22 protein-coding genes are annotated in these 20559 nt (G+C 70.0%); 11 read left to right on the top strand and 11 right to left on the bottom strand.

Going from position 1 to position 20559, the window contains the following annotated elements; genetic code table 11:
• Nucleotides 1-11: 11 nt before the first annotated feature.
• The 3 genes from DL991_RS13055 to DL991_RS13045 all read right to left on the bottom strand — a co-directional run bounded on the left by DL991_RS13055 (nucleotide 12) and on the right by DL991_RS13045 (nucleotide 3254).
• Nucleotides 12-992, bottom strand: a complete 981-nt coding sequence (locus DL991_RS13055; RefSeq protein ID WP_233598822.1) for a helix-turn-helix domain-containing protein — start codon at nucleotides 990-992, stop codon at nucleotides 12-14.
• A gap of 79 nt (nucleotides 993-1071) precedes the next feature.
• Entirely contained in the window at nucleotides 1072-1554 is a 483-nt protein-coding gene (locus DL991_RS13050; protein ID WP_125784359.1) for a hypothetical protein, read from the bottom strand.
• A 365-nt stretch (nucleotides 1555-1919) separates the two neighbouring features.
• The gene (locus tag DL991_RS13045) at nucleotides 1920-3254 is read right to left on the bottom strand and encodes a cytochrome P450 (protein ID WP_125784357.1); all 1335 of its coding nucleotides are present in this window, start codon (nucleotides 3252-3254) and stop codon (nucleotides 1920-1922) included.
• Nucleotides 3255-3490: 236 nt separating this feature from the next.
• On the opposite strand from DL991_RS13045, the gene DL991_RS43975 reads away from it, so the two are divergent.
• The 3 genes from DL991_RS43975 (at nucleotide 3491) to DL991_RS13030 (ending at nucleotide 6783) form a co-directional block, all read left to right on the top strand.
• Nucleotides 3491-3739: a hypothetical protein gene (locus tag DL991_RS43975; RefSeq protein WP_370306177.1), complete on the top strand. Its 249-nt coding sequence runs from the start codon at nucleotides 3491-3493 to the stop codon at nucleotides 3737-3739.
• The gene (gene ilvD / locus DL991_RS13035) at nucleotides 3715-5394 is read left to right on the top strand and encodes a dihydroxy-acid dehydratase (RefSeq protein ID WP_125784355.1); all 1680 of its coding nucleotides are present in this window, start codon (nucleotides 3715-3717) and stop codon (nucleotides 5392-5394) included. Before DL991_RS43975 ends, ilvD begins: the two co-directional genes overlap by 25 nt.
• A 264-nt stretch (nucleotides 5395-5658) precedes the next feature.
• Nucleotides 5659-6783 carry a helix-turn-helix domain-containing protein gene (locus DL991_RS13030; protein WP_233598821.1) on the top strand — a complete coding sequence of 375 codons (1125 nt, stop codon included), beginning with the start codon at nucleotides 5659-5661 and terminating at the stop codon, nucleotides 6781-6783.
• A gap of 3 nt (nucleotides 6784-6786) precedes the next feature.
• Here the strand turns inward: DL991_RS13030 and DL991_RS13025 are convergent, their stop codons facing one another.
• Entirely contained in the window at nucleotides 6787-9099 is a 2313-nt protein-coding gene (locus tag DL991_RS13025; protein ID WP_125784352.1) for a LuxR C-terminal-related transcriptional regulator, read from the bottom strand.
• Between the two features lie 87 nt (nucleotides 9100-9186).
• Nucleotides 9187-9420 carry a hypothetical protein gene (locus tag DL991_RS13020; RefSeq protein WP_125784350.1) on the bottom strand — a complete coding sequence of 78 codons (234 nt, stop codon included), beginning with the start codon at nucleotides 9418-9420 and terminating at the stop codon, nucleotides 9187-9189.
• A 179-nt stretch (nucleotides 9421-9599) separates the two neighbouring features.
• Here DL991_RS13020 and DL991_RS13015 point away from each other — a divergent pair, with 179 nt between their 5' ends.
• The 5 genes from DL991_RS13015 to DL991_RS12995 all read left to right on the top strand — a co-directional run bounded on the left by DL991_RS13015 (nucleotide 9600) and on the right by DL991_RS12995 (nucleotide 13626).
• Nucleotides 9600-10778: a sensor histidine kinase gene (locus DL991_RS13015; RefSeq protein ID WP_125784349.1), complete on the top strand. Its 1179-nt coding sequence runs from the start codon at nucleotides 9600-9602 to the stop codon at nucleotides 10776-10778.
• On the top strand, nucleotides 10779-11450 hold the full coding sequence (locus DL991_RS13010; protein ID WP_125784347.1) for a response regulator transcription factor: 672 nt from the start codon (nucleotides 10779-10781) through the stop codon (nucleotides 11448-11450).
• 84 nt (nucleotides 11451-11534) lie between these two features.
• On the top strand, nucleotides 11535-12110 hold the full coding sequence (locus DL991_RS13005; protein ID WP_125784345.1) for a dihydrofolate reductase family protein: 576 nt from the start codon (nucleotides 11535-11537) through the stop codon (nucleotides 12108-12110).
• A 39-nt stretch (nucleotides 12111-12149) separates the two neighbouring features.
• Complete coding sequence (locus DL991_RS13000; RefSeq protein WP_125784343.1) at nucleotides 12150-12983, top strand: ABC transporter ATP-binding protein; 834 nt, start codon at nucleotides 12150-12152, stop codon at nucleotides 12981-12983.
• 106 nt (nucleotides 12984-13089) lie between these two features.
• Nucleotides 13090-13626: a DUF4232 domain-containing protein gene (locus DL991_RS12995; protein ID WP_125784341.1), complete on the top strand. Its 537-nt coding sequence runs from the start codon at nucleotides 13090-13092 to the stop codon at nucleotides 13624-13626.
• A gap of 6 nt (nucleotides 13627-13632) precedes the next feature.
• Here DL991_RS12995 and DL991_RS12990 read toward each other — a convergent pair whose 3' ends face one another.
• A complete protein-coding gene (locus tag DL991_RS12990) occupies nucleotides 13633-14046 on the bottom strand; it encodes an ATP-binding protein (RefSeq protein ID WP_125784339.1) in 414 nt (137 codons plus the stop codon).
• A 153-nt stretch (nucleotides 14047-14199) separates the two neighbouring features.
• Here DL991_RS12990 and DL991_RS12985 point away from each other — a divergent pair, with 153 nt between their 5' ends.
• Nucleotides 14200-14550 (top strand): STAS domain-containing protein, encoded by a 351-nt coding sequence (locus DL991_RS12985; RefSeq protein WP_125784337.1) that lies wholly within the window; start codon nucleotides 14200-14202, stop codon nucleotides 14548-14550.
• Between the two features lie 12 nt (nucleotides 14551-14562).
• Here the strand turns inward: DL991_RS12985 and DL991_RS12980 are convergent, their stop codons facing one another.
• A complete protein-coding gene (locus DL991_RS12980) occupies nucleotides 14563-15045 on the bottom strand; it encodes an STAS domain-containing protein (RefSeq protein WP_233598820.1) in 483 nt (160 codons plus the stop codon).
• Between the two features lie 193 nt (nucleotides 15046-15238).
• A complete protein-coding gene (locus DL991_RS12975; RefSeq protein ID WP_125784335.1) occupies nucleotides 15239-15577 on the bottom strand; it encodes a helix-turn-helix domain-containing protein in 339 nt (112 codons plus the stop codon).
• 68 nt (nucleotides 15578-15645) lie between these two features.
• Between DL991_RS12975 and DL991_RS12970 the strand changes: the two genes are divergently transcribed.
• Complete coding sequence (locus tag DL991_RS12970) at nucleotides 15646-16203, top strand: carboxymuconolactone decarboxylase family protein (RefSeq protein ID WP_125784333.1); 558 nt, start codon at nucleotides 15646-15648, stop codon at nucleotides 16201-16203.
• On the opposite strand, the gene DL991_RS12965 is transcribed toward DL991_RS12970, so the two are convergent.
• On the bottom strand, nucleotides 16200-16409 hold the full coding sequence (locus DL991_RS12965) for a hypothetical protein (RefSeq protein ID WP_233598818.1): 210 nt from the start codon (nucleotides 16407-16409) through the stop codon (nucleotides 16200-16202). The genes DL991_RS12970 and DL991_RS12965 overlap by 4 nt on opposite strands.
• Before the next feature lie 57 nt (nucleotides 16410-16466).
• Entirely contained in the window at nucleotides 16467-17453 is a 987-nt protein-coding gene (locus DL991_RS12960; protein WP_125784329.1) for a LysR family transcriptional regulator, read from the bottom strand.
• Nucleotides 17454-17543: 90 nt separating this feature from the next.
• On the opposite strand from DL991_RS12960, the gene DL991_RS12955 reads away from it, so the two are divergent.
• The gene (locus DL991_RS12955; RefSeq protein WP_125784327.1) at nucleotides 17544-18959 is read left to right on the top strand and encodes an aminopeptidase P family protein; all 1416 of its coding nucleotides are present in this window, start codon (nucleotides 17544-17546) and stop codon (nucleotides 18957-18959) included.
• A 239-nt stretch (nucleotides 18960-19198) separates the two neighbouring features.
• Here DL991_RS12955 and DL991_RS12950 read toward each other — a convergent pair whose 3' ends face one another.
• A complete protein-coding gene (locus tag DL991_RS12950; RefSeq protein WP_125784325.1) occupies nucleotides 19199-20332 on the bottom strand; it encodes a metalloprotease in 1134 nt (377 codons plus the stop codon).
• Nucleotides 20333-20559: the final 227 nt, after the last annotated feature.

Here is a 20559-nt window from a genome sequence, read left to right as displayed (position 1 = left end):
AGGGCCAGCTGTCACGCGCTGGGTGGCAACAACCGATCGCTCACGGTCAAGCCACGGCGAAGTTCGCTCGGCGAGCAGCCGAATTCCGTCTTGAACACCCGGCTGAAATGCGGCGCGTCGACGAAACCCCACTTCGCCGCGATGGCCGCGACGGGTCGCGAAGTGTGCACGGGATCCAGCAATTCGCGGCGGCAGTGTTCGAGGCGACGGGTGCGGATCCAGCTTGAGACGGTCGTCCCCTGTTCGTGGAAGAGGCCGTGCAGATGCCGGGTGGAGATGTAGTGCTCGGCGGCGATCTGGGCCGGGCCGAGGTCGGTGGAGGAGAGGTTCGTGTCGATGTAGGCGAGGACGCGGCGCATCAGTTCGTGGTGTGGCCCGGCGGTCGAGCGGGCGAGGTCGAGTTCGCTGGCGAACAGCGTGGCGAGCAGATCGACCGCCGTATGCGCGAGCCGGACACCCGCCGGTCCGCCGAGCTGGTCGAGGTTGCTGCCGAGTTGCGCGAGGAAGGGCACGACGACGTTGCCCATGCCTCGTTTGCCCGACATCGGCACCGCGGTCAGCTGGCCGACCAGATCGCGGGGGAGATCGATGAGCCGCTGCGGGAACATCACCACGAGCGTGCGGAAATCCTCTTCGAACGCCAGGGTGTACGGCCGGTGCGTGTCGTACAACGCCACGTCACCGGGGCGCAGCATCGCCTCGCGGTTGTCCTGCACAAGCAGCCCGGTCCCGGACAGGATCAGGCTCAGCTTGTAGTAATGCCTGTCGGCCCTGGCGATGAGCTCCGGCGTCCGCTCGACCACGTGTGCCGACGCGGTCACCTCGGTGAGCTGGACGTCGTCGGCGCCGCACGAGCGGATGCGGCCGCGGAAATGGTCGCGGTGCTCGCTCGTCACGTGCAGCGGCACGAAGGATTGCGACACCACCGTGCGGAAATCGGTGAAATCTCGCGCGACCGTGGTGGTCGTCGGGTCGGCGGTGGCGGTGGTCACGAGGTCACCTCGCAGCATCGGGGGGTGAATTTCATATACGATAAGCGATACGATGCTGCCGGGCAATGACCCCGCGAGGTCAGTCGGCGAGGCGGAACAGGAGGGTCCTCGGGTCGACGTCGACGGGTACCACCGTGCCCGTTTCGTAGCGGCCGACGTCCTCGGTGAGCACTCGCGCACTGAACGGAGTCACACCGGGACCGGTGACCACGAGGTCGACGTCATCGGCGGGAGTGCTCACCTCGTCGACCCAGATCCGCTTGCTGGAAACGACTTCGGCGTTCGCGCGGACACCTTTCCGGTCGAGCCCGCGGTGGACCTCACGGGCTTTGGCGTTCTGCCAGAGGTGCGAAGTGACGGTGCCCAGCCCGCCGATCGTGAACACCAGGCCCATGGCGACGACCACCAGGCGGTCGTCGTCCTCGGGTTCGAAGTGAGTGCTGATCCAGAGCAGCCCCGGGCCGATCAGCACCAGCACGGTCATGAGGAACCCCAGCAGGCACCCGATAACGGTGAGGACAGGCAGTTCCGGCGCTTCCTTGCCTCGGCGGTCCGTCTTCACCGGCGTGAGGTTACTGGCCGGTTTCCGGCTCCGGTTCGGTAAAAATGCCCGCTTGCCCGCGGTTGTGCCGGTCGAGCGCGTCGAATGACCGCTTGCGCTCGAACCGGTACGGCGCCATGTCGTAGTCGTACTCAGGCCGGGACGGATCATGCGGCAGGTTCGGCGGGTGAGGCGGCCCTCCCTCTCTTGAGTGGTATGAGGGGGTAAGGCCTGGTTTCCTGCCTTGAGGGTCGATGCCAGGTGCTCAGGGCCGGTCGAGTGGTTCGCGTCCCCTGTGGACGGTTGGCGAGCCTCCGGACCTTCGGCAGCCCGCGCCACATTTGCCTTACCCCTCAATAGAACCGTCTTTACCGCTCACGAGCCCGTCACGCGAGCGCGGCGGGGAGCGTTTCGAATCCGCGCAGGATCCGGGTCTGCCGCCGCCGTGCCCCACCGAGAAGCCGCAGATCGGGGAAGCGCTCGAAGATCGACCGCAGCCCGATTTCCCCTTCCATCCTCGCCAGCGAAGCGCCGAGACAGTAATGCCGCCCGGCGCCGAACGACACGTGGTCGCGCGCGTTCGCCCGCTCGACGTCGAAGGTCGCCGGGTCGTCGAAGATCTCCGGGTCCCGGTTGGCGCCCGCGAGCACGGTGCTGACGATCGCCCCGCGGGCGACGCGTGTCCCGCCGATCTCGGTGTCGCGCGCGCAGAGCCTGCCGGTGAGCAGGACGGGCGGGTCGTAGCGCAGGATCTCGTCGACGGCGTTGCTCCACAGGTCCGGATCCGCCCGCAGCTTCGCGAGTTCGCCCGGATTCCTGGTGAGCAGGGCGATGCCGTTGCCGAGGAGGTTGACGGTCGTTTCGAAGCCGGCCGCCAGCACCAGTCCCGCGGTGGCCTTGAGTTCCCGCTCGGTCAGGCCCACCCCGTCCTCGCGGGCGGCGATGAGCTTGCTGAGCAGGTTGTCGCCGGGATTCGCCCGCAGCTTCTCCAGATGCAGGGTGAGCCACGAGTCGAACTCGGCCAAGGTCGCTTCCACTGTCCGGAAGGTTCGCCACGGGAGGCCGAGGTCGAGACTCGGGGCCGCGGCACCGCCCAGCGCCAGCACCTTGTCCCGTTCTTCGAGCGGGACGCCGAGGATCTGGCTGATCACGGTGACCGGCAGGAGTCCGCAGTACTGCTCGATGAGATCGACGGGGTCGGCCGGGTCGAGACCGTCGAGCAGTTCGTCGGTGATCGCCTGCGTGCGATGCCGTAGCTGCTCGACGGCGCGGGCGGTGAAGACGCGGGTGACCAGTTTCCGGTAGCGCGTGTGGTCGGGCGGTTCGCTCGCGAGCAGCGACGGCGGTTCTATCGGATGGATCAACCCGGACGAAGACCAGGCGACGAGCCGGTTGAGCAGCGGATTGTCCGGGACGAACCGCACGGTTTTGAACGCGTCGTCGCTCAGGATTTCCTTGCACGCCCAATGCCGGGTGGTCACATGCCCGACCCGGGTGGTGGCGATTGCGCCGCGCGAGCGGATCTCGTCGAACAGTCCTGTCAGGTCCGCTCCGCCGCTCGCCTCGACCGACAGCCTGCCCTGGAGATCGCCCCGGCGTGCCGCTGCCCGCAGCGCGACGCGGGGGAGCGCGTGGCCGATGCTCCAGCGGGTCACCGGTTTGGCGATCTCCTCAGCCCGGCGCCGCAAGGTCCGTGCGGGAGCGGTCTTGAGTGTGAACATCAGGACTCCGTCCGTGCAGGTCCTTCGAAGGTATCGGAACGACGTGTCAGTAGCGAGCCGCTCCGACATCTGCGGACCCGCTTCCCACGACGTCGTCGGTGTGGTGCAGCTGCGCGACCTGCTCGGCGACCACGAAGACCTCGCCGGGGCCGTCAGACCGACGGTGCTGTTCCCCGATTCACTGCGGGTGTCGGACGCGCTGCGGAGTTTCAAGGCCGAGCGGCGCCGTCGCGGGCATGGTCACGCTGGAGGATCTGCTGGAAGAGATCGTCGGTGAGATCTACGACGAGACCGACCGCGACGTGCTGGCCGTACACGACGGCCACGATGGAAACCGGGCGACCGGGTGGCGCTGCACCGGGGAGCGCCGCATCGTGGACCGGATGCGGAGCGGTGAGTTGCGCCGGGCGCGTCCGGTTGGCAGCGTGCCCGGTGTCCCGCCACGAAGAAAGGTGTTCCGATGCCGCAAGACCAGCCGGATTTGAAACCTCGTTCGCGCGATGTGACCGACGGTCTGGAGCGCGCGGCTGCTCGCGGGATGCTCCGCGCGGTCGGCATGGGCGACGACGACTTCGCCAAACCGCAGATCGGGGTGGCGTCCTCGTGGAACGAGATCACCCCGTGCAACCTCTCGCTCGACCGGCTGGCCAAGGCCGTCAAGAACGGTGTGCACGCGGCGGGTGGCTACCCGCTGGAGTTCGGCACGATCTCGGTGTCCGACGGGATCTCCATGGGACACGAGGGAATGCACTTCTCGCTGGTGTCCCGCGAGGTGATCGCCGACTCGGTCGAGACGGTGATGATGGCCGAGCGGCTCGACGGCTCCGTGCTGCTGGCCGGCTGCGACAAATCGCTGCCGGGCATGCTCATGGCCGCGGCCCGGCTCGACCTCGCCTCCGTCTTCCTCTACGCCGGCTCGATCATGCCCGGCCAGGTCGACGGCCGGGACGTCACGATCATCGACGCCTTCGAGGCCGTCGGCGCCTGCCTGGCGGGCAAGATCACCCGCGCCGAAGTGGACAAGATCGAACGCGCGATCTGCCCCGGCGAAGGCGCCTGCGGCGGCATGTACACCGCCAACACGATGGCGTCGGTGGCCGAGGCACTCGGCATGTCGCTGCCCGGATCGGCCGCCCCGCCCGCCGTCGACCGGCGCCGTGACGGGTTCGCCCACCGGTCGGGGGAGGCCGTCGTCGGGATGCTCCGCCAGGGCATCACCGCGCGGCAGGTCATGACCATGGAGGCGTTCGAGAACGCGATCGCCGTCGTGATGGCGCTGGGTGGTTCCACCAACGCCGTCCTCCACCTGCTCGCGATCGCGCGTGAGGCGGAGGTCGACCTGCGCATCGACGACTTCAACCGCATCGGCGACAAGGTCCCGCACCTCGGCGACCTCAAGCCGTTCGGGAAGTACGTGATGAACGACGTCGACAAGGTCGGCGGCATCCCCGTGGTGATGAAGGCGCTGCTCGACGCCGGGCTCATGCACGGCGACGTGCTCACCGTGACCGGCAAGACCATGGCCGAGAACCTCGAAGGCATCGCGCCCGCCGGGATCGACGGCGAGATCATCCGCCCGCTCGACCGCCCGATCCATAAGACCGGCGGACTGACCATCCTCAAGGGATCGCTGGCGCCCGAAGGCGCTGTCGTGAAGTCGGCGGGCTTCGACGAATCGACGTTCACCGGCACCGCGCGGGTGTTCGACGGCGAACGCGCCGCCCTCGACGCGCTCGCCGAGGGCCGCATCGTCGCCGGGGACGTCGTGGTCATCCGGTACGAAGGCCCGAAGGGCGGGCCGGGGATGCGCGAGATGCTCGCCATCACCGGCGCGATCAAGGGCGCCGGGCTGGGCAAGGACGTCCTGCTCATCACCGACGGCCGGTTCAGCGGCGGCACGACCGGCCTCTGCGTCGGCCACATCGCGCCGGAAGCCGTCGACGCCGGGCCGATCGCGTTCGTGCGCGACGGCGACCCGATCACGCTCGACGTCGCGAACCGGACGCTCGAGGTCGAGATCGACGACATCGAGGCCCGCCGGGAGGGCTGGGTGCCCAAGCCTCCGGCGTACACGCGCGGAGTGCTCGGCAAGTACGCCAAGGTCGTCCGCAGCGCGGCGCACGGAGCCGTTTGCGAGTGAGACTTGCCCGGTGCGCGGATGGCGGTCACACGTGTCGTCCACTCGGTCACGTGTGATCGCCGGTTTGGTGCCGGGAGCATCACCAGCTACAGCGAAGGGGCGAGTGGGGAAGGCCATGTGCCGCGCTCACGCACCCGGTGACCACCACGAACGGGTGATGCGTAGGCCGGATGGGCGCGAGTACGTAATTCACCCGATGTGCCCCGCTACTCCGGAGTAGCAGACTCGGCGCCCCGACGATTCCCGCTGCTCCGGAGGTCGATGATGACCCTGACCGCGTCCCTTGCCCCAGCCCGTTCCGCCGCCCTCGTGATCGCCCGCGTGGTCGTCGACGGGATCCGGCATTCGCTGCCCGAGCACGCGTCGCTGTTCGACGCGCGCGCCACGGAGTTCGTCGCCTCCGTGCTGGAGCACGACCGGATGAACTCCGCGCTGGGCATCGCCGCCGGTGCGGACGCCTTCCGGCAGGTCGGCGTCGCCGAGTACGCGGCGGGCAAGGATCTGGAGCGGCTCTCCCGGGCGTACCACTCGGCGGGCCGGGCAGCGCTGCCCGTGCTGGCGTCGTTGTCGAGGCAGCCCGGGGCGGGCTCGTCCGTGATGGACAGCGGGGTGGAGGCCCTGCTCCGGTGCGCCGACGTCCTGATCCGGTTGTCGACCGCGGCCTACCGCGCCGCGCACACGCCTTCGGTGGCCGAGTTGCGCCAAGAATTGCTGAAGGAGCTCTTGAGCGGCCGCCCGCCCGCGAAGTGGGCGGGTCTCGCGGCCGAGGCGGGCTGGGTGCCGCCCGCCAGGGTGGTGGCCGTCGCCGCCGAGCCCGGCGCGGTGCGCGCCTCGTTCGGCCCGGAGGTGCTGGCCGATCTCGGGGGCGAATACCCGCATCTGCTCGTGCCCGACGACGTCGAGATCAGCGGTGTACTGGCGGGGGCGCGGGGGGGGGTCGGGCCCGGGGTGGCGCCCGCCGAAGCCGCGGTGTCCCTGCGCTGGGCCCGTCGGACGCTGGAACTGGTCCGCCGCGAGGTGATCGAGGACGGCCCCCTCGTGCGCTGGTCGGATCACCTGACCACGCACTGGCTGTTCGCCGACGAGGTGCTCACCTCCGCGCTCGTCACGCGCAGCCTGGCGCCGATCGCCGATCTGCCCGCGAACGAACGCACCAAACTCGCCGAAACCCTCGACGCCATGCTCGCCGCCCGCGGCGGGGCACCCGAGATCGCGGAGAACCTCGGCGTCCACCCGCAGACGGTCCGCAATCGCCTGCGCCGCCTCCGGGTCCTGTTCGGCTCCCGGCTCGACGACCCTCAGACCCGGCTGGACCTGCGGATCGCCTTGCGCGTGGAGCTGCTCACGCCCGAACCGGCAGGGACGACCACCCCGATCAGGGCGGCGTGAAGCTCACGCGGGGCCTGCCGACCGGGTCACCCAGGTGGCGACCTGAACGCGGTTGGAGTAGCCGAGTTTGGTGAGGATGTGGTCGATGTGGGTGTCCACCGTGCGCCGCGCGATGCCGAGCCGGTCGGCGATCTCCTGGTTCGTCAACCCTTCGGCGATCACGTGCGCGATCTCGGTCTCGCGTTTGGTGAGCACCTGCGCGGCGGGTTTCCGCGGCTCGGGGGTCCGTTCATCGAGGGCGTACGCGATCGCGTCGCCGATCGGCATAGCGGCGCCGTCGGCGAACTCCTTGATGGCGACCTCCCAGCCCAGCGCCGCCGTCACGACCTCGGTGTCGGTCTGTAGCGGCTCGGAGAACGCGGCGTACCGGGTCGGCCAGGCGCCGACCGTGCGCCAGACGTTCATCGAGGCGCCCTGGAGGAGCGCGGCCCGGTCGGGGCGGCCGGTGCGGGCCGCGCAGCCTGCCATGACGGTGAGCGTGAACCCGACGACGACGCGGTCGTCCACTCGCTCGTGCAGGCGGAGGACCTGTTCGCAGCACCGGCTCGCCACGGCGAGGTCACCTTGGAGGTATTCGGCGGCGGCGCGCGACCACAGGGCCCAGCCCCGCCAGAAGACCTCGCCCCGCCGTTCGCAGCGTTCGACGGCTTCGGCGAGCACTGCCCGGCCGCGGTCGATGTCGCCGTTCAGCCAGACGGCCAGCCCGTGGTTGTAGCTCGCCCACAGGTCCGCGCCTTCGTCGCCGTGTGCTCGGAAAAGCTCGATGGCCGTGCCGAACAGACGGGCGGCCTCGGACATGTCGTCGCCGATCAGCGCGGCGTAGGCGCGTACGTGGAGCACGTATGCGGCCGCGAGTTCGTCGCCGCTCGCCTCGGCTTCGGCGGCCGCCCTGTCCAGCATGCACCGATGGGCAGGCATATCTCCCTGCACCACCGCGAGGAAACCGGACAGCCAGAGCCCGTGCGCCCGCTCCGGGACACCCGGTGCCGCGACCTCGTCGAGACGGCGGACCCACATCCGGCCCTCGGTGTTCAGCCCGCGGACGATCCAGAACTCCTTGACGTCACGCAACATCCGCAGCCCGACGACCGCGTCCTCCGGATCGCCGGTGCAGTAGTCGAGGGCGACGCGCAGGTTCGCGTGCTCGCGCCGGAGCCGTCCGATCCAGCCGAGCTGATCGGTCTCCAGCCATTCGGTGGCGTACCGGCAGGCGAGTTCGGCGAACCAATCACGGTGCCGTTTCCGGAACTCCGCCGTCCCGCCCGTCTCGGTGAGCCTGTCGACGCCGTACTCGCGCACCGATTCCAGCATGCGGTACCGCACGCCGCCGGGGTACTCCTCGCGCAGCAGGATGGACTTGTCGAGCAGACCGTCGACGACTTCGAGGACCCGTTCGCGCGGCAGTTCGCCGCCGGAACAGACCTGCTCGGCCGCGTCGAGGTCGAAGCTGCCGGAGAACACCGACGCGCGCGCCCACAGCAGGCGTTCCGGCCCGGTGCACAGGTCGTGGCTCCAGTCGATCAGGGCACGCATGGTCTCGTGCCGCTCCGGCCGCCCCCGCCGGTCCTTGGTGAGCACGGAAAACTGCCGGTCCAGCCGATCGGCAAGCTGACGCAGGGACAACGCCCGCGCGCGGACGGCGGCCAGTTCGATGGCCAGCGGCAGCCCGTCGAGCCTGCGGCACAGCCGGATCAGCGGCTCGGTGTCCTCCTCGGTGAGCCGGAACGACGGCGCGACCGCGGTCGCGCGGTCCACGAACAGCCGCACGGACTCGTCGTTCATCACGCGCTCGAAGGAGTCGCCCTGTTCCGGGATCGCCAGCGGCGGCACCGGCAGGACCCGTTCGCCCGCCACCCCGAGGGATTGCCTGCTCGTGGCCAGCACGGTCACCTGAGGGCAGGACCGGACCACGGTGTCGGCGAACCAGGCGCAGCTGTCGACCAGATGCTCACAGTTGTCCAGCACCAGCAGCAACCGGCTCGCCTGAAGCGCCTCGACGACCACTTCGATGGCCGGTTTCGCCGAGCGGTCGCCGAAGCCGAGGACATTCGCCACGGTCGGCACCAGCAACGCGGGTTCCCGCAGCTCGGCGAGCGAAACGAAGGCGACCTCGTCGGCGGTCGCTTCCTTGTGGGCCGCGGCGACCCGCCACGCCAGCCTGGTCTTGCCGACACCGCCCGGCCCGGTCAGCGTGACCAGCGACGACGTCTCCAGCAGGCGCCGCGCCTCGCCGGTCTCGGCGTCACGACCCACGTAGCTGGTCACTTCGGTGGGATCGGCGGGCCACCCCGAAAGCGAGCCGACTCCGTCCGCCATGCACTCTCCCGCGATCGACCAGCCCCGCGATTCCGTCCGATGTAGACGGAATCGCCCGGCTGCGGATCCTAGCGGAGAAGCGTCCCCCTAGCGGGACGCTTGTTTGCCGCGGTCGTGCGCCCAGCCCGCCAGCACCGTTCCGGCTGCCACGAGCAGCAGGAACACGAGCAATCTTCCGCCCCATTCACCGGGTACCCAGTCGAACGCGCCCCACAACTGGGTCGCGGAGTGATCGAAAAGGCTGCGGATGGCGGCCTGCGCGAAGACGGCGACGGCCACCATCCCGACTATTTGCAGCCCCAGATAGCCGCCCTTGGTCATGCTTCCTACCTCCTGTTTCGCGGTCGGACCCAGCATCGCCGTCGCGGATCCGGGAGCACATCGGCAGCGCGTCGCGCTTCGCGTCCGACCAAAGTCGAGTCCGGTCCCGACCGAGGTCGGGGCCAGGATCGTCCTGTGTCCGGCTGCGCCGCCGCGGACGGGTCGACCATGATGGGCCGGTGATCACCGACGCCCAGCCGCCCGTCCGTCCGTGGGGGCAGGCATGGCGCCTGCTCGCCGCGGCCGCGCTGGGCGTGCTGCTCTGGCTCGTCACGGCGTCGCAACTGCCGGTGGGTGCGACGGGTCCGAGGGTGGACTGGCTGACCACCGGTGATCCGCTGATCGCACTCGCCTGCCTGATCGCCCTGCTGTGGCGCCGCCGCTTCCCGGTCGTGATCACGACCGCGGTCATCCTCGCCTCGACGGTCTCGGTACTGGCGGCCGGCGCGGCGTTGCTGGCGCTCTGCTCGCTGGCCACCCGGCGGCGACCGGCCGAAACGGCGGTGGCGGCGGTGTTGTCCGTGGTCACCGCGGTGCTGACGGTCGGTCTCTACCCCCAGCGGGAGGTACCGGGACCGTTGTGGCTGCTGATCAGCCTCCCCGCCTTGCTAGTGGGCATCGTGGTGGCCGTGGGCGCCGCGATCGGGGCGCGCCGGGAGGAGGTGCGCTCCCTGCGGGAACGGGTCGAAAGCGCGGAGCGAGAGCAGGCCGCGCGGGCGGCCGAGGCACGGATCATGGAGCGGCACCGGATCGCCCGCGAGATGCACGACGTCCTCGCCCACCGGGTCTCGCTGGTCGCCATGCAGGCCGGGGTGCTGGGGCACCGCCCCGATCTGCCCGCCGACCAGGTCGCGGAACTGGCTCGCGGGATCGCCGACGGCTCCCATCAGGCGCTGGAGGAACTGCGCGACGTCCTCGGCGTGCTGCGGGCGAGCCCGGACGAACTGGAGCCACCGCAGCCTTCGCTCGCCGACCTGCCGTCGCTCGTCGCGGACGCGCGGGCGCTGGGACTGGACGTCACCTTGACGGTCACGACGTCGGGCGAACCGCCCGGCTCGGTCGCGAGGACCGTCTACCGGATCGTGCAGGAAGGGCTGACCAACGCGGGCAAACACGCGCCGGGTGCCGAAGTGGGCGTCACCGTCGAGGGGGAAGCGGGCGGCGGCCTGCGGGCGACGGTCCGGGATTCCGGTGCGGCGCGGGCGATCGCGGGCCCGCCCGCGTCGGGATACGGCCTGCTCGGCCTCTCCGAACGGGTCGGGCTGGCAGGCGGCGAACTGGACCACCACCCGGAGCCGGGCGGCGGATTCGTCCTCACCGCGCGATTGCCGTGGCCGGTCCGCGAAGGGAGCGAGTGAATGGACAGCGAGCGGGTGCGGGTCGTGCTCGTCGACGACGAACACCTGGTGCGGATGGCGCTGCGGCTCATCGTCGACGGCGAACCCGACCTCGTCGTGGTCGGCGAGGCCGCCGACGGCGACGCCGCGATCACCGTGGTGGGGGAGCAGCGGCCCGACGTCGTCCTGATGGACGTCCGGATGCCCGGTCGCGACGGGCTGAGCGCGACCGAGGAGATCCTCCGCCGCCAGGAGCCGCCCCGGGTCCTGGTGCTGACCACCTTCGACTCGGACGAGATGGTGCTGGGCGCGCTGCGCGTCGGCGCGCTCGGGTTCGTCCTCAAGGACACCCCGCCGCCGCGGATACTCGCCGCGATCCGGACGGTCGCGACCGGCGAACCCGCGCTCTCGCCCGCCGCCACGGCCCGACTGATCGCCGCGGCCACCGGGCCGCATTCGTCCGACGCGCGCCGGGCGTCCCGCGAGACCGCCCGCGGGCTGCTGGCCACGCTGACCGACCGCGAACGCGAGACCGCGAGTGCCATCGCCGAGGGGCTGTCCAACACCGACGTCGCGCGGCGGTTGGACATCACCGTCGCGACGGTGAAGGCCCACACCAGCAGCATGCTCGCGAAACTCGGCGTCGAGAACCGGGTCCAGATCGCCCTCCTGGTCCGCGACGCCGAAGCCTGAAAACTTTTCGGCCCGGTGTCGAATCCGTCGTTCCCCGGTCGACGCAGTGTCGAAAGCAGTTCGGAACGACCAAGGAGAAACCAGATGCGCACCCTGATCGCCACCGCGTTCGTCTCGCTCGACGGCGTCGTCGAGGGGCCCGGCGGGGAGCCGGGCTACCGCAACTCCGGCTGGACCTTCGACGGCATCGAGTTCGACGAAGCGGCGTACGAGCTCAAGGGCCGTGAACAGGAAGAGGCCACGGCGATGATGATGGGCCGGGTCAGTTACCAGGCGTTCGCGCCGGTGTGGCCCACCATGATGGAGGAATTCGCCGGCTACAACGCGATGCCGAAGTACGTCGTTTCGACCACGCTGCGGGAGGAGGACCTCGTCGGCAACTGGGGCGAGACCACGATCCTCCGCTCGCTCGACGACGTCGCGAAGCTCAAGGAGGCCGAGGGCGGGCCGATCATCCTCCACGGCAGCGCGGAACTGAACCGGGACCTCGCCGACGCCGGGCTGATCGACCGCTACCACCTGCTGCTGTTCCCGGTGCTGCTCGGCGCGGGCAAGAAGCTCTTCAGCGACAGCGACAAGGACAAGCAGAACCTCAAGCTCGTCGAGAGCGAGGCGTACTCCAACGGCGTCCAGAAGCTGGTCTACGACATCATCCGATGATCGGACCCCGGGCGGGTGCGGGCCGCGCGCCCTGCGATCATGAACCGCGTGACCAAACCCGTCTTCGTGCAGCCGAACCTCGACGGACCGGCGGTGGAGCTTTCCGGGGTCGAGGTGCACGTCGGCCGCGTGCCGCTGGTGTCGGACGTCGACTGGCGGGTGGACTACGGCCAGCGCTGGGTCGTCCTCGGCCGTAACGGGGCCGGGAAGTCGACCATCCTCTCGGTGGCTTCCACCCAGCGGTTCCCCAGCGCGGGCACGGCCGTCGTGCTCGGCCATCGCATGGGCGCGGTCGACCTGCGTGACGTGCGGACGCACATCGGCTTCGTCGGGGCGAACCAGCGGTTGCCGGACGCGGAGAACCACGACGCGCACACCGTGGTGCTCACCGGGTTCAGCGGAAGCGTGCTCCCGCTGTGGGATCGCTACGACGACGCGATCCGGGACAGGGCGTCGAAACTGCTCGAACTGGTCGGCTGCACCGAATTGCGCGACCGGCCGGTCCGGGTGTGCTCGCAGGGTGAACGTGCCCGGGTCCGGCTCGCGAGGGCGCTCATGGCCGACCCGCTGCTGCTCCTGCTGGACGAGCCGTTCGCCGGTCTCGACCTGCCCGGCCGCGAAGATCTCCTGATGGCGCTGGAGAACCTGACGCTCGCCCAGCCGGAACTGGCCACGGTCACCGTGACACACCACCTGGAGGAGATTCCGGCGACGGCCACGCACGCCCTGATGGTGCGGCGCGGCAAGGTCACCGGGGAGGGGCCGATCGACGAGGTCCTCACCGGCGAGGGGCTCTCCGCCTGTTACGAACGCGACGTCGAGGTCCACCGCATCAACGGCCGCTGGGCCGCGCACGCGACCCGGCGGTCCTGAAGGCGGGTGTCACTCCTCGGGGTTGTTCCGGCGGAGCAGCGGCATAGTCCCGGTTTCCGTGGGCATCTTTCCCGGTGAGTTCGCTCGTCGAGCGGGAGGAGATGTCATGAACGTCCGGGTGAAACAAGCCGCCGCGGTGACCGTTCTGGGGATCGCCGCGCTGACCGTGACCGGTCCGGCCGAGGCCGCCACGCCGCGGTGCGCGACGGCGGACCTCGCGGTGTCCTTGGGCGAGCCGACGCAGCTCGAAGAGGCGACGGGCCAGTACGACGTTCCGTTGACGTTCGAGAACGTCTCGCCGCGTGCCTGCGGCCTGCACGGCGTGCCCGAGGTCGACCTGGTCGGTCCGGCCGACCCGAACGGGCCGGTGTACCACTTGCCGCGGGTCGACAACGGCGAACCCGGTAACGAGGTGCCGCCGGGCTCGACCGCGACGGCGACCGTCACCGTGCTGTCGCGGACTCCGGGCTCGGCCGGAAGCCAAGGCTCGGCCTCATGGACACCTTCAAAGCTGGTGACCGTCCCGCCGGGACAGACGGAGGCAGTGAGCGTGGACTGGCCGTCCGGGCTGCCGGTGCTTCGTCAGGACACCGCCACGCGTCCGGGCAGCTGGGTCAACGGGATCGTCGCCGGACCCGCCTGAGGCCGGTCACACGGCAGGGCAGGGCCAGGCGAGCCGGACGATGGTCCCGGTGGGTGTACTCGTCACCGAGGCCTCCGGAGCGAAGGCTCGGATGATCGGCAAGCCGCGTCCGCCGTCCGGGCGGCGCCCGTCGCGCCAGCGCCCTTCGTCGGCGACGGTGATCTTGAGCCGGCCGTCCTCGTGGGCGGCGGTGATCGTCATGACGTTGGCGTCGGTGCCGTCCGGGTACGCGTGCCGGACGACGTTCGTCATCGCCTCGTAGGAGGTGAGCTTGAGGTCCTCGGCCAGTTCCCGGGGAAGACCACGTTCGAGTGCCCACTTCGCCAGAAGATCCCGCAACGCGGCCGCCTGTGCGGGGACGGCGGCGACCTCGAGGATCAGCTCGCCGGTGGTCTCGCGCACCGGCTCGTCGATCGGCATCACGAAGCTTCTCCTCGTCGCCCGCCGCGGTCCACGACCACCGGATCCAGTGACCAGATTAAGGCACCGGCGGGACCGGGACACGAGTGCGGCGCGAGAGGGCCTCGCGATCCGATATGTTCGAGAACAGCGGGGTTCCGACATAAGGGGTGGATGACGGTGACGAGCGGAGACGGCGACAACCGGGAGATCCCGTTCTCGGTGACCGTCACCAGGCCCGATGGCGCCGAGGTCGTCATCGCGGTGGCGGGCGAGATCGACCTGACGACCTCCGAAGATCTCAAGGAGACGTTCGAGGCGGCGCTGGAGCCGGCGCCCGGCAGGCTCGTCGTCGACCTCGAAGGCGTGGACTTCTGTGACTCCACCGGGCTGGCGGCCCTGGTCAGGATCAACGACCGGTGCGGCACCCAGGGTGTCGACCTGAGTTTCCTGCCGTCGCCGACGATCCGGCGGCTGGCTTCGAAGACCGGCCTCTCGACGCTTCTGCCGCTCGCCGGATCCTGAGCGTCGCGGCGGTCAGCGGTTCGATACTTCTCGGATCGCTTCGTCGAGGCGCCGGTACACGGGGATATGGGCGTCGACCCGGAACAGCTGCAGCAAGCGCAACACGGGCCGGGTGTCGGCGACGAGCCGGGTCGCGCGGTGGTGGAACCGGGCGCGCGCCGCGGCGGACTCGATGACCCGTAACCCGGCGACGCCGAGGAAGCCCACCTCGGTGAGGTCGAGCACCGTGGTCGCGGGGAGGCGGCCGCTCAGTGCGCGTTCGAGTTTTCCGGCCGTGGCGAGGTCGACCTCCCCGGTCGCGGCGACGACGAGCAGGTCCTGACTCCACCGGATCCGCCGGATCCGCAACAGGTCCTCGTCCGACGGTCGCGGTGAGGGAACGCCGGGACGGATGACGGCGCGGAGAATCGGGCCGTCGCGGCTGCCACGGGTGGACGGAACGCGTTCGATCATGATGCTGGTCTCCCGGATGACCGGGGACGACGAGACGGACAACGGGTAAGCCTGCACAACAGCTGCGCAAGTCGACTCGCCGCCGCGTCGCCCCGGGAAAAGTGCTGGGCCGCGGAAATGTGGGTCGGTCTCGCGGGCTGGTGGACTCAACCCTCACGTACTTCTCACCGTACGCCGCCGGCCATATCTGGCAATACCACGGGCGGTGAACAGTGGGATTCATCTTCGCGCATGATCATTCGCGTAAGGCCTTTTCCCAGGCGCGGCCCCATTTTTCCAGTGGGTGCAACGCGTCGAGGAGTCGTTCCCCCAAAGGGGTCAGGCGGTAACCTTCCTCGCCGGACTCGACGATGCGCGCTTCGGTGAGCTCGCCGAGCCGCGTGGAGAGCACGCTGGACGACATGAGTTCGCAGCGCCGCTGAAGTTCCCGGAATCCGACGTCTCCCTGGCGCAGTTCCCAGATCACCCGAAGGGTCCACCGGCGCCCCAGCAGATCGAGTGCGGCCATGAGCGGGCGGCCGGTTTCGGAGCCGCGGACCGGCTGCCCGGGCCGCGGGGTCGGGTGATCGGGCATGTCATCCCCTTGTGCTTCGACTTTCGAAGCAGCATAGTGGTTCGAAAGTCAAAGCACACGAGGTGGTCATGGCACGGATCGCACCACTCGTCCCGCCCTACGAGGCGGACGTCGAACAGGCCCTTCGCAAATGGATGCCGCCCGGCGTGACACAGGATCCGCTGGCGCTGTTCCGGGTGCTGCAGCACCATCCGGCACTGGGTTCACGGATGCGCGTCCTGGGCGCGGGCCTGCTCGCGCACGGGGAATTACCCGCGCTGGACCGGGAAATCGTCATCGCCCGGGTCACCGCCCGATGCGGATGCCGCTACGAATGGGGTGTCCACGCCGCGATTTACGCACCGTCGGTCGGTTTGACGCCGGATCAGCTCGAAGCCACCGTTTCCGGCGACGCCGGGCATCCCGCTTGGTCCGGGCGGCATCGCGCGCTGATCGGCGCCGTCGACGAACTCCACGACACGGCAACGGTTTCCGATGAGGCGTGGGCCGCGCTCGCCGAGCACTACCCGGCCTCGCAACTCCTGGAGCTGCTCGTGCTCGCGGGCTGGTACCGGACGATCGCGTACGTCGCCAACGGCGTCCGTCTCGAAGAAGAGCCTTGGGGTGCCACCTATCCCGATCGCTAGGGCCGGCGCGAGTCGATTCCCCTGGTGTCGTCCCGTTCCTGTTTCGAAGCCTTCCACGAGGCGAGCACACACAGGAGTGCCGCCACGAAGCCGATCGCGGTGAGTGTCCCGGCCCAGACGGCGCCGGTGGTGACGAGAAGGTAGAGCTGGACCACGGCGGTGCACGTGTAGACGACCGCCAGTCCGAGCCAAAGCCGTTGCGCCATCATCCCCCCGTCTCCGTTCGCCCGGTACGGGGTCAATCGCGGCTGGGCGTGATCTGGTTACATCCCGGCGCCCCGGAAGAAGTCCACCAGCCCGTCCCAGGACTGCGAGCTCCGCCGCCGCTCCCACCAAGTCCGGAACGGGGTCGACGCCATCGCGTGCCGCGTGTACGACGTCATCACCGCGCGGTACACGTTCTCCGTCTGGTCCCACGTCAGCCGTTCCTTGCGCCACGCCAGCACCAGCCGCATCCGCATGGGGTCGCCCTTCAGCGGCCGGACGACCATGCCCGGCAGTTCGGGCGCGGTGGGTTCCACGAGCTGCACCGCCTGCCCGGCGGCGATCAGGTGCCGCCCGCCGCCGTTGGGGCATTCGAAGCGGATCCGCGGCGTGAAGCCGGCGCGGTGCGTCGCCGCGCGCAGGGACGTCAGCGAGCCGTCCTCGGGGCCGGGCGGGCCGATCCACGCTTCGTCCGCGAGATCGGCCAGGTCGACTTCGAAGCCGTCGGCGAGCCGGTGCCGGGCGGGAAGGCCGATGAAGACGGGCACCCACGAGAACAGCACCCGGTGTCCCAGGTGTTTCGCCAGCGGCACTTCCTGGTCGTCCGACATGGCGATGACGGCGATGTCGAGGGTCGCGCGGGCCAGCGCCTGTGCCAGCACGGCACTGGAAGGTTCCACGTGGACGGTCACGTCCAGGCCCGGCAGCGCGTCGTCCAGCCGCTCGACGAAGGTGGGCAGACAGTCCATTTGGGACGATCCGAGCCGGACCGGGCCCTCGCCGAGGGCGCCGAGGAGGTCGCTCTCGAACCGGTCGAACTCCACGAGCAGGGTCAGCGCGCGGCGCAGTGTCTGTTCGCCGACCGGGGTCGGGGTCACGCCGGTGTGGCTGCGGACGAACAGCGGCGCGCCGATCTGCCGTTCGAGCCGCTGGAGCAGAGAGGTCAGCGACGGCTGCGACATGCCGAGCGCGGCGGCCGCCTGCGAGAGGCTGCCCGCTTCGGCGATGGCGCAGATCGCCCGCAGGTGCCGGATCTCCAGGGCCATAGGCGGAGTCTATCGCCGCCGGTCATTACGGCCGGGCCGTTCGCGGTGCGAAGGTGCGGCCAAGACTCCGACTACCTGAAAGGGGAGCCGATGACCGGCGACCGAACCCGGCCGGATCTGCGCGCGCTGCTGGCCGCCAAGGGGTTCCGGAACTGGATCGGCGAAGGCTGGGAGCCTGCCGACACCGCCGTCGATCTGCCGTCGGGCACCGCCGAGGCGGCCGCGGCCCATCGCGGCAGGCTGTCGGCGGAACTGCCCGGCCAGCGGATCGCGCTCGCGGCGGGCCGGGCGGTGGTGCGGTCCAACGACACCTTCCACGGCTTCCGCGCCGACAGCGACTTCGTCTGGCTCACCGGTTGCCAGCGTGAGGGCGCGATCCTGGTGATGACCCCGGCGGGGGACAGCCACCACGCGACGCTGTATGTCCCGCGCCCGGCCGAGCCGAACGAGCCCGATTTCGTGGGCGACGCCGACACCAGCCCGCTGTGGGTCGGCTCCGCCGCCGGGCCGGCGGCATACGGAGACGCGCTCGGCATCGACTGCCGCCCGCTGGAGGACCTTCCGCACGGTTTGCGCGGGCGGTACCCGAGCTTCCTGACCGGCGCCGGGGTCGATCCCGCGCTCGACGCGTTCGGCTTCGGCCATAGCGATCGGCTCCGGACCGTCCTCGCCGAGTTGCGGCGGATCAAGGACGAGTGGGAGATCGGCCAGTTGCGTGACGCCGTCGACGCCACCGCCCTCGGATTCGCCGACGTGCTGGCCGCGCTGCCGGCGGCCGTCCGCGGCGGCGGGGAGCGCTGGCTGCAGGGGACCTTCGACCGCCGTGCCCGCACCGAGGGCACCGGCCCCGGATACACGTCCATCGTGGCCGCCGGGCCGCACGCGCCCATCCTGCACTGGACGCGCTGCGACGGGCGGGTGACCGACGACAGCCTCCTGCTGCTCGACGCCGGAGTCGAGCTGGATTCCTTGTACACGGCCGACATCACCCGCACCTTCCCGGTCGGTGGCGAGTTCACCAAGGCTCAGCGTGACGTTTACGACCTCGTGCACAAGGCGCACGTCGCGGCCCTTGGCGAGGTCCGGCCCGGTCAGGACTACGGCGCGTTCCAGGCGACGGCGCTGCGGGTGCTCGCGGAGGGCCTGCACGATTGGGGTCTGCTTCCGGTGTCGGTGGACGAAGCGCTGTCGCCGGACGGGCAGCAGCATCGGCGGTACATCGTCTGCGGTACCGGCCACTTCCTCGGGCTGGACGTCCATGACTGCGCCGCGGCGCATCCCTCCGCGTACCGGGAGGGCACCCTCGCCGAGGGGATGGCGCTGGCGGTGGAGCCCGGTCTGTACTTCCACGCCGGCGACCTCACCGTGCCGCCGGACCTGCGCGGCATCGGCATCCGGATCGAGGACAACGTCGTGGTCACCGGATCGGGGCACGACCTGCTCTCCGGCGGTTTCCCCTCGACCGCCGACGAGGTCACCGCCTGGGTCCAGGCAGCCAGGGGGTGAGACCCGGAGGGCCGGGCCGAGCTCCGGCCCTCCGGTGCCCCTGTCAGTACTTGAGGGGTAAGGAAAGGTGGCAGGTTGCGAAAGCCACTTTGGCAACCTTCAACGTTGCGAAAGTGGCTTTCGCAACGTCGGGAAGAGGGTGCGGTAGCGAAGTCGCCCAGGGCCACGAGCGAATCCCCGCGATCCGGCACCTTTGCCTTACCCCCCAATAACCGTCCTCACCACTCACGAGGTCCCCGTCAGTACCGGATGGTGTGCCCGGCGAGGATCCGCTCGGCGGCACCGGTCGTGGACAGGCCCGCGGCTGGCCGGTCCACGGTGAAGTACTCACGGAAGTCCTGGCTGAAGTGGCGGGTCATCAGCGCGATCGTGCGGTTCCAGTTCCCGCCGTCCGGCCCGCCCGGCGCCCACAGGTCCAGCAGCGACGAGCCGACCCGGCCCTGCACGGTGTCGCCGTCGTCCCAGCCGGGCGTCGAAGCGTCGTTCTCGAAGCTGTAGGAACTCCCGTTGTCGTAGACGTAGCGGTAGTCGCCGAGCGCGTAGGCGGCGACGGCGTCCGCGAAGCCTTCGGTCCACGCGCACGATTCCGAGCTGTGCTTCTCGATGTAGTGCGGGTTGCAGTTGTCAACGACGGGGAAGCCGCGGCCGTAGAGCTGCCACTGGAGCCAGTGCCCGGCTTCGTGGAGGATGAGGTGCTTCGAGTCCGGCATCGTCGCGCCGAGGAAGACGTAGTTCGTGTTCGGGTAGTCCCAGTAGCCGCCGCCGGCGACCTTCGGATCCCAGACGAAGGTGATCTGGTCGCAGCGTCCGTCGGACTGCCTGGCCGTCCAGCACGACGAAGACGGGTTCGCGCGTTTCCAGTAGAGGACGTTGAGCGTGTCCACGACCTTCCATGCCCGCTGCAGTGTCGAAGGCACCTTCACCGTGCCGAGATCGAGAGTGCCGGACACGTTCGTGCGGCGTGTCGAGTCGAACGCGTAGTCGGTGGTGTTGTTCGCGGCCTTGACGACCCGCCACATCGAGGTGCTGCTCGACCGGAACCGCACGTACGCCTCGGCGAGCGACGCGGTGTGGCAGGCGGTGAACCGGCCGTCGGACGCGCCGGTGATGCCGGCGGCGAGCCTGGCCGCCGCGCCGGAGCCGGTGCGGCCCCACAGTTCCCAGTTCGCGTTCCGGGCCACCTGCGTGCGCAGGGGTTTGCTCGTCCCGGCTTCCGCGTCGAGATGGTCGAAGGCGAGCGTGCCGGTGAGACAGGCGTTCGCGGCCGCCGTCGCCGGTGTGACGGCCGCGGCCGCGGTGAGCCCGAGGGTCGTGATGAGCACCGCGCCGAACGCTCGAAGTCGTCGGCTCGCGGATCTGCGGATCAGCTGCACGGGGATCTCCTCGCTGGAAGGAAACGACGGTGCGCCCGTGACCCTGTGTCGACGGTGACACACCGGTTGGTGATGGAGTTTCATCGCGGCCGGCGCCGCCCACCATCGCGTCGCCCCATCGGCCGCGGCTATGCCCCCGGTGTCGGCACGCGTGTCATGATGTCCGCGAACTCGATCGGCAAAGCGAACGATTCGCCCATCCGGTCGTACGGTTTGACGAACGACAG

The organism is Amycolatopsis sp. WAC 01375 (genome assembly GCF_003947325.1).
GTDB lineage: Bacteria > Actinomycetota > Actinomycetes > Mycobacteriales > Pseudonocardiaceae > Amycolatopsis.
Note: the sequence above shows the minus strand (reverse complement) of the source record. Positions and strands in the feature narration are given on the sequence as shown.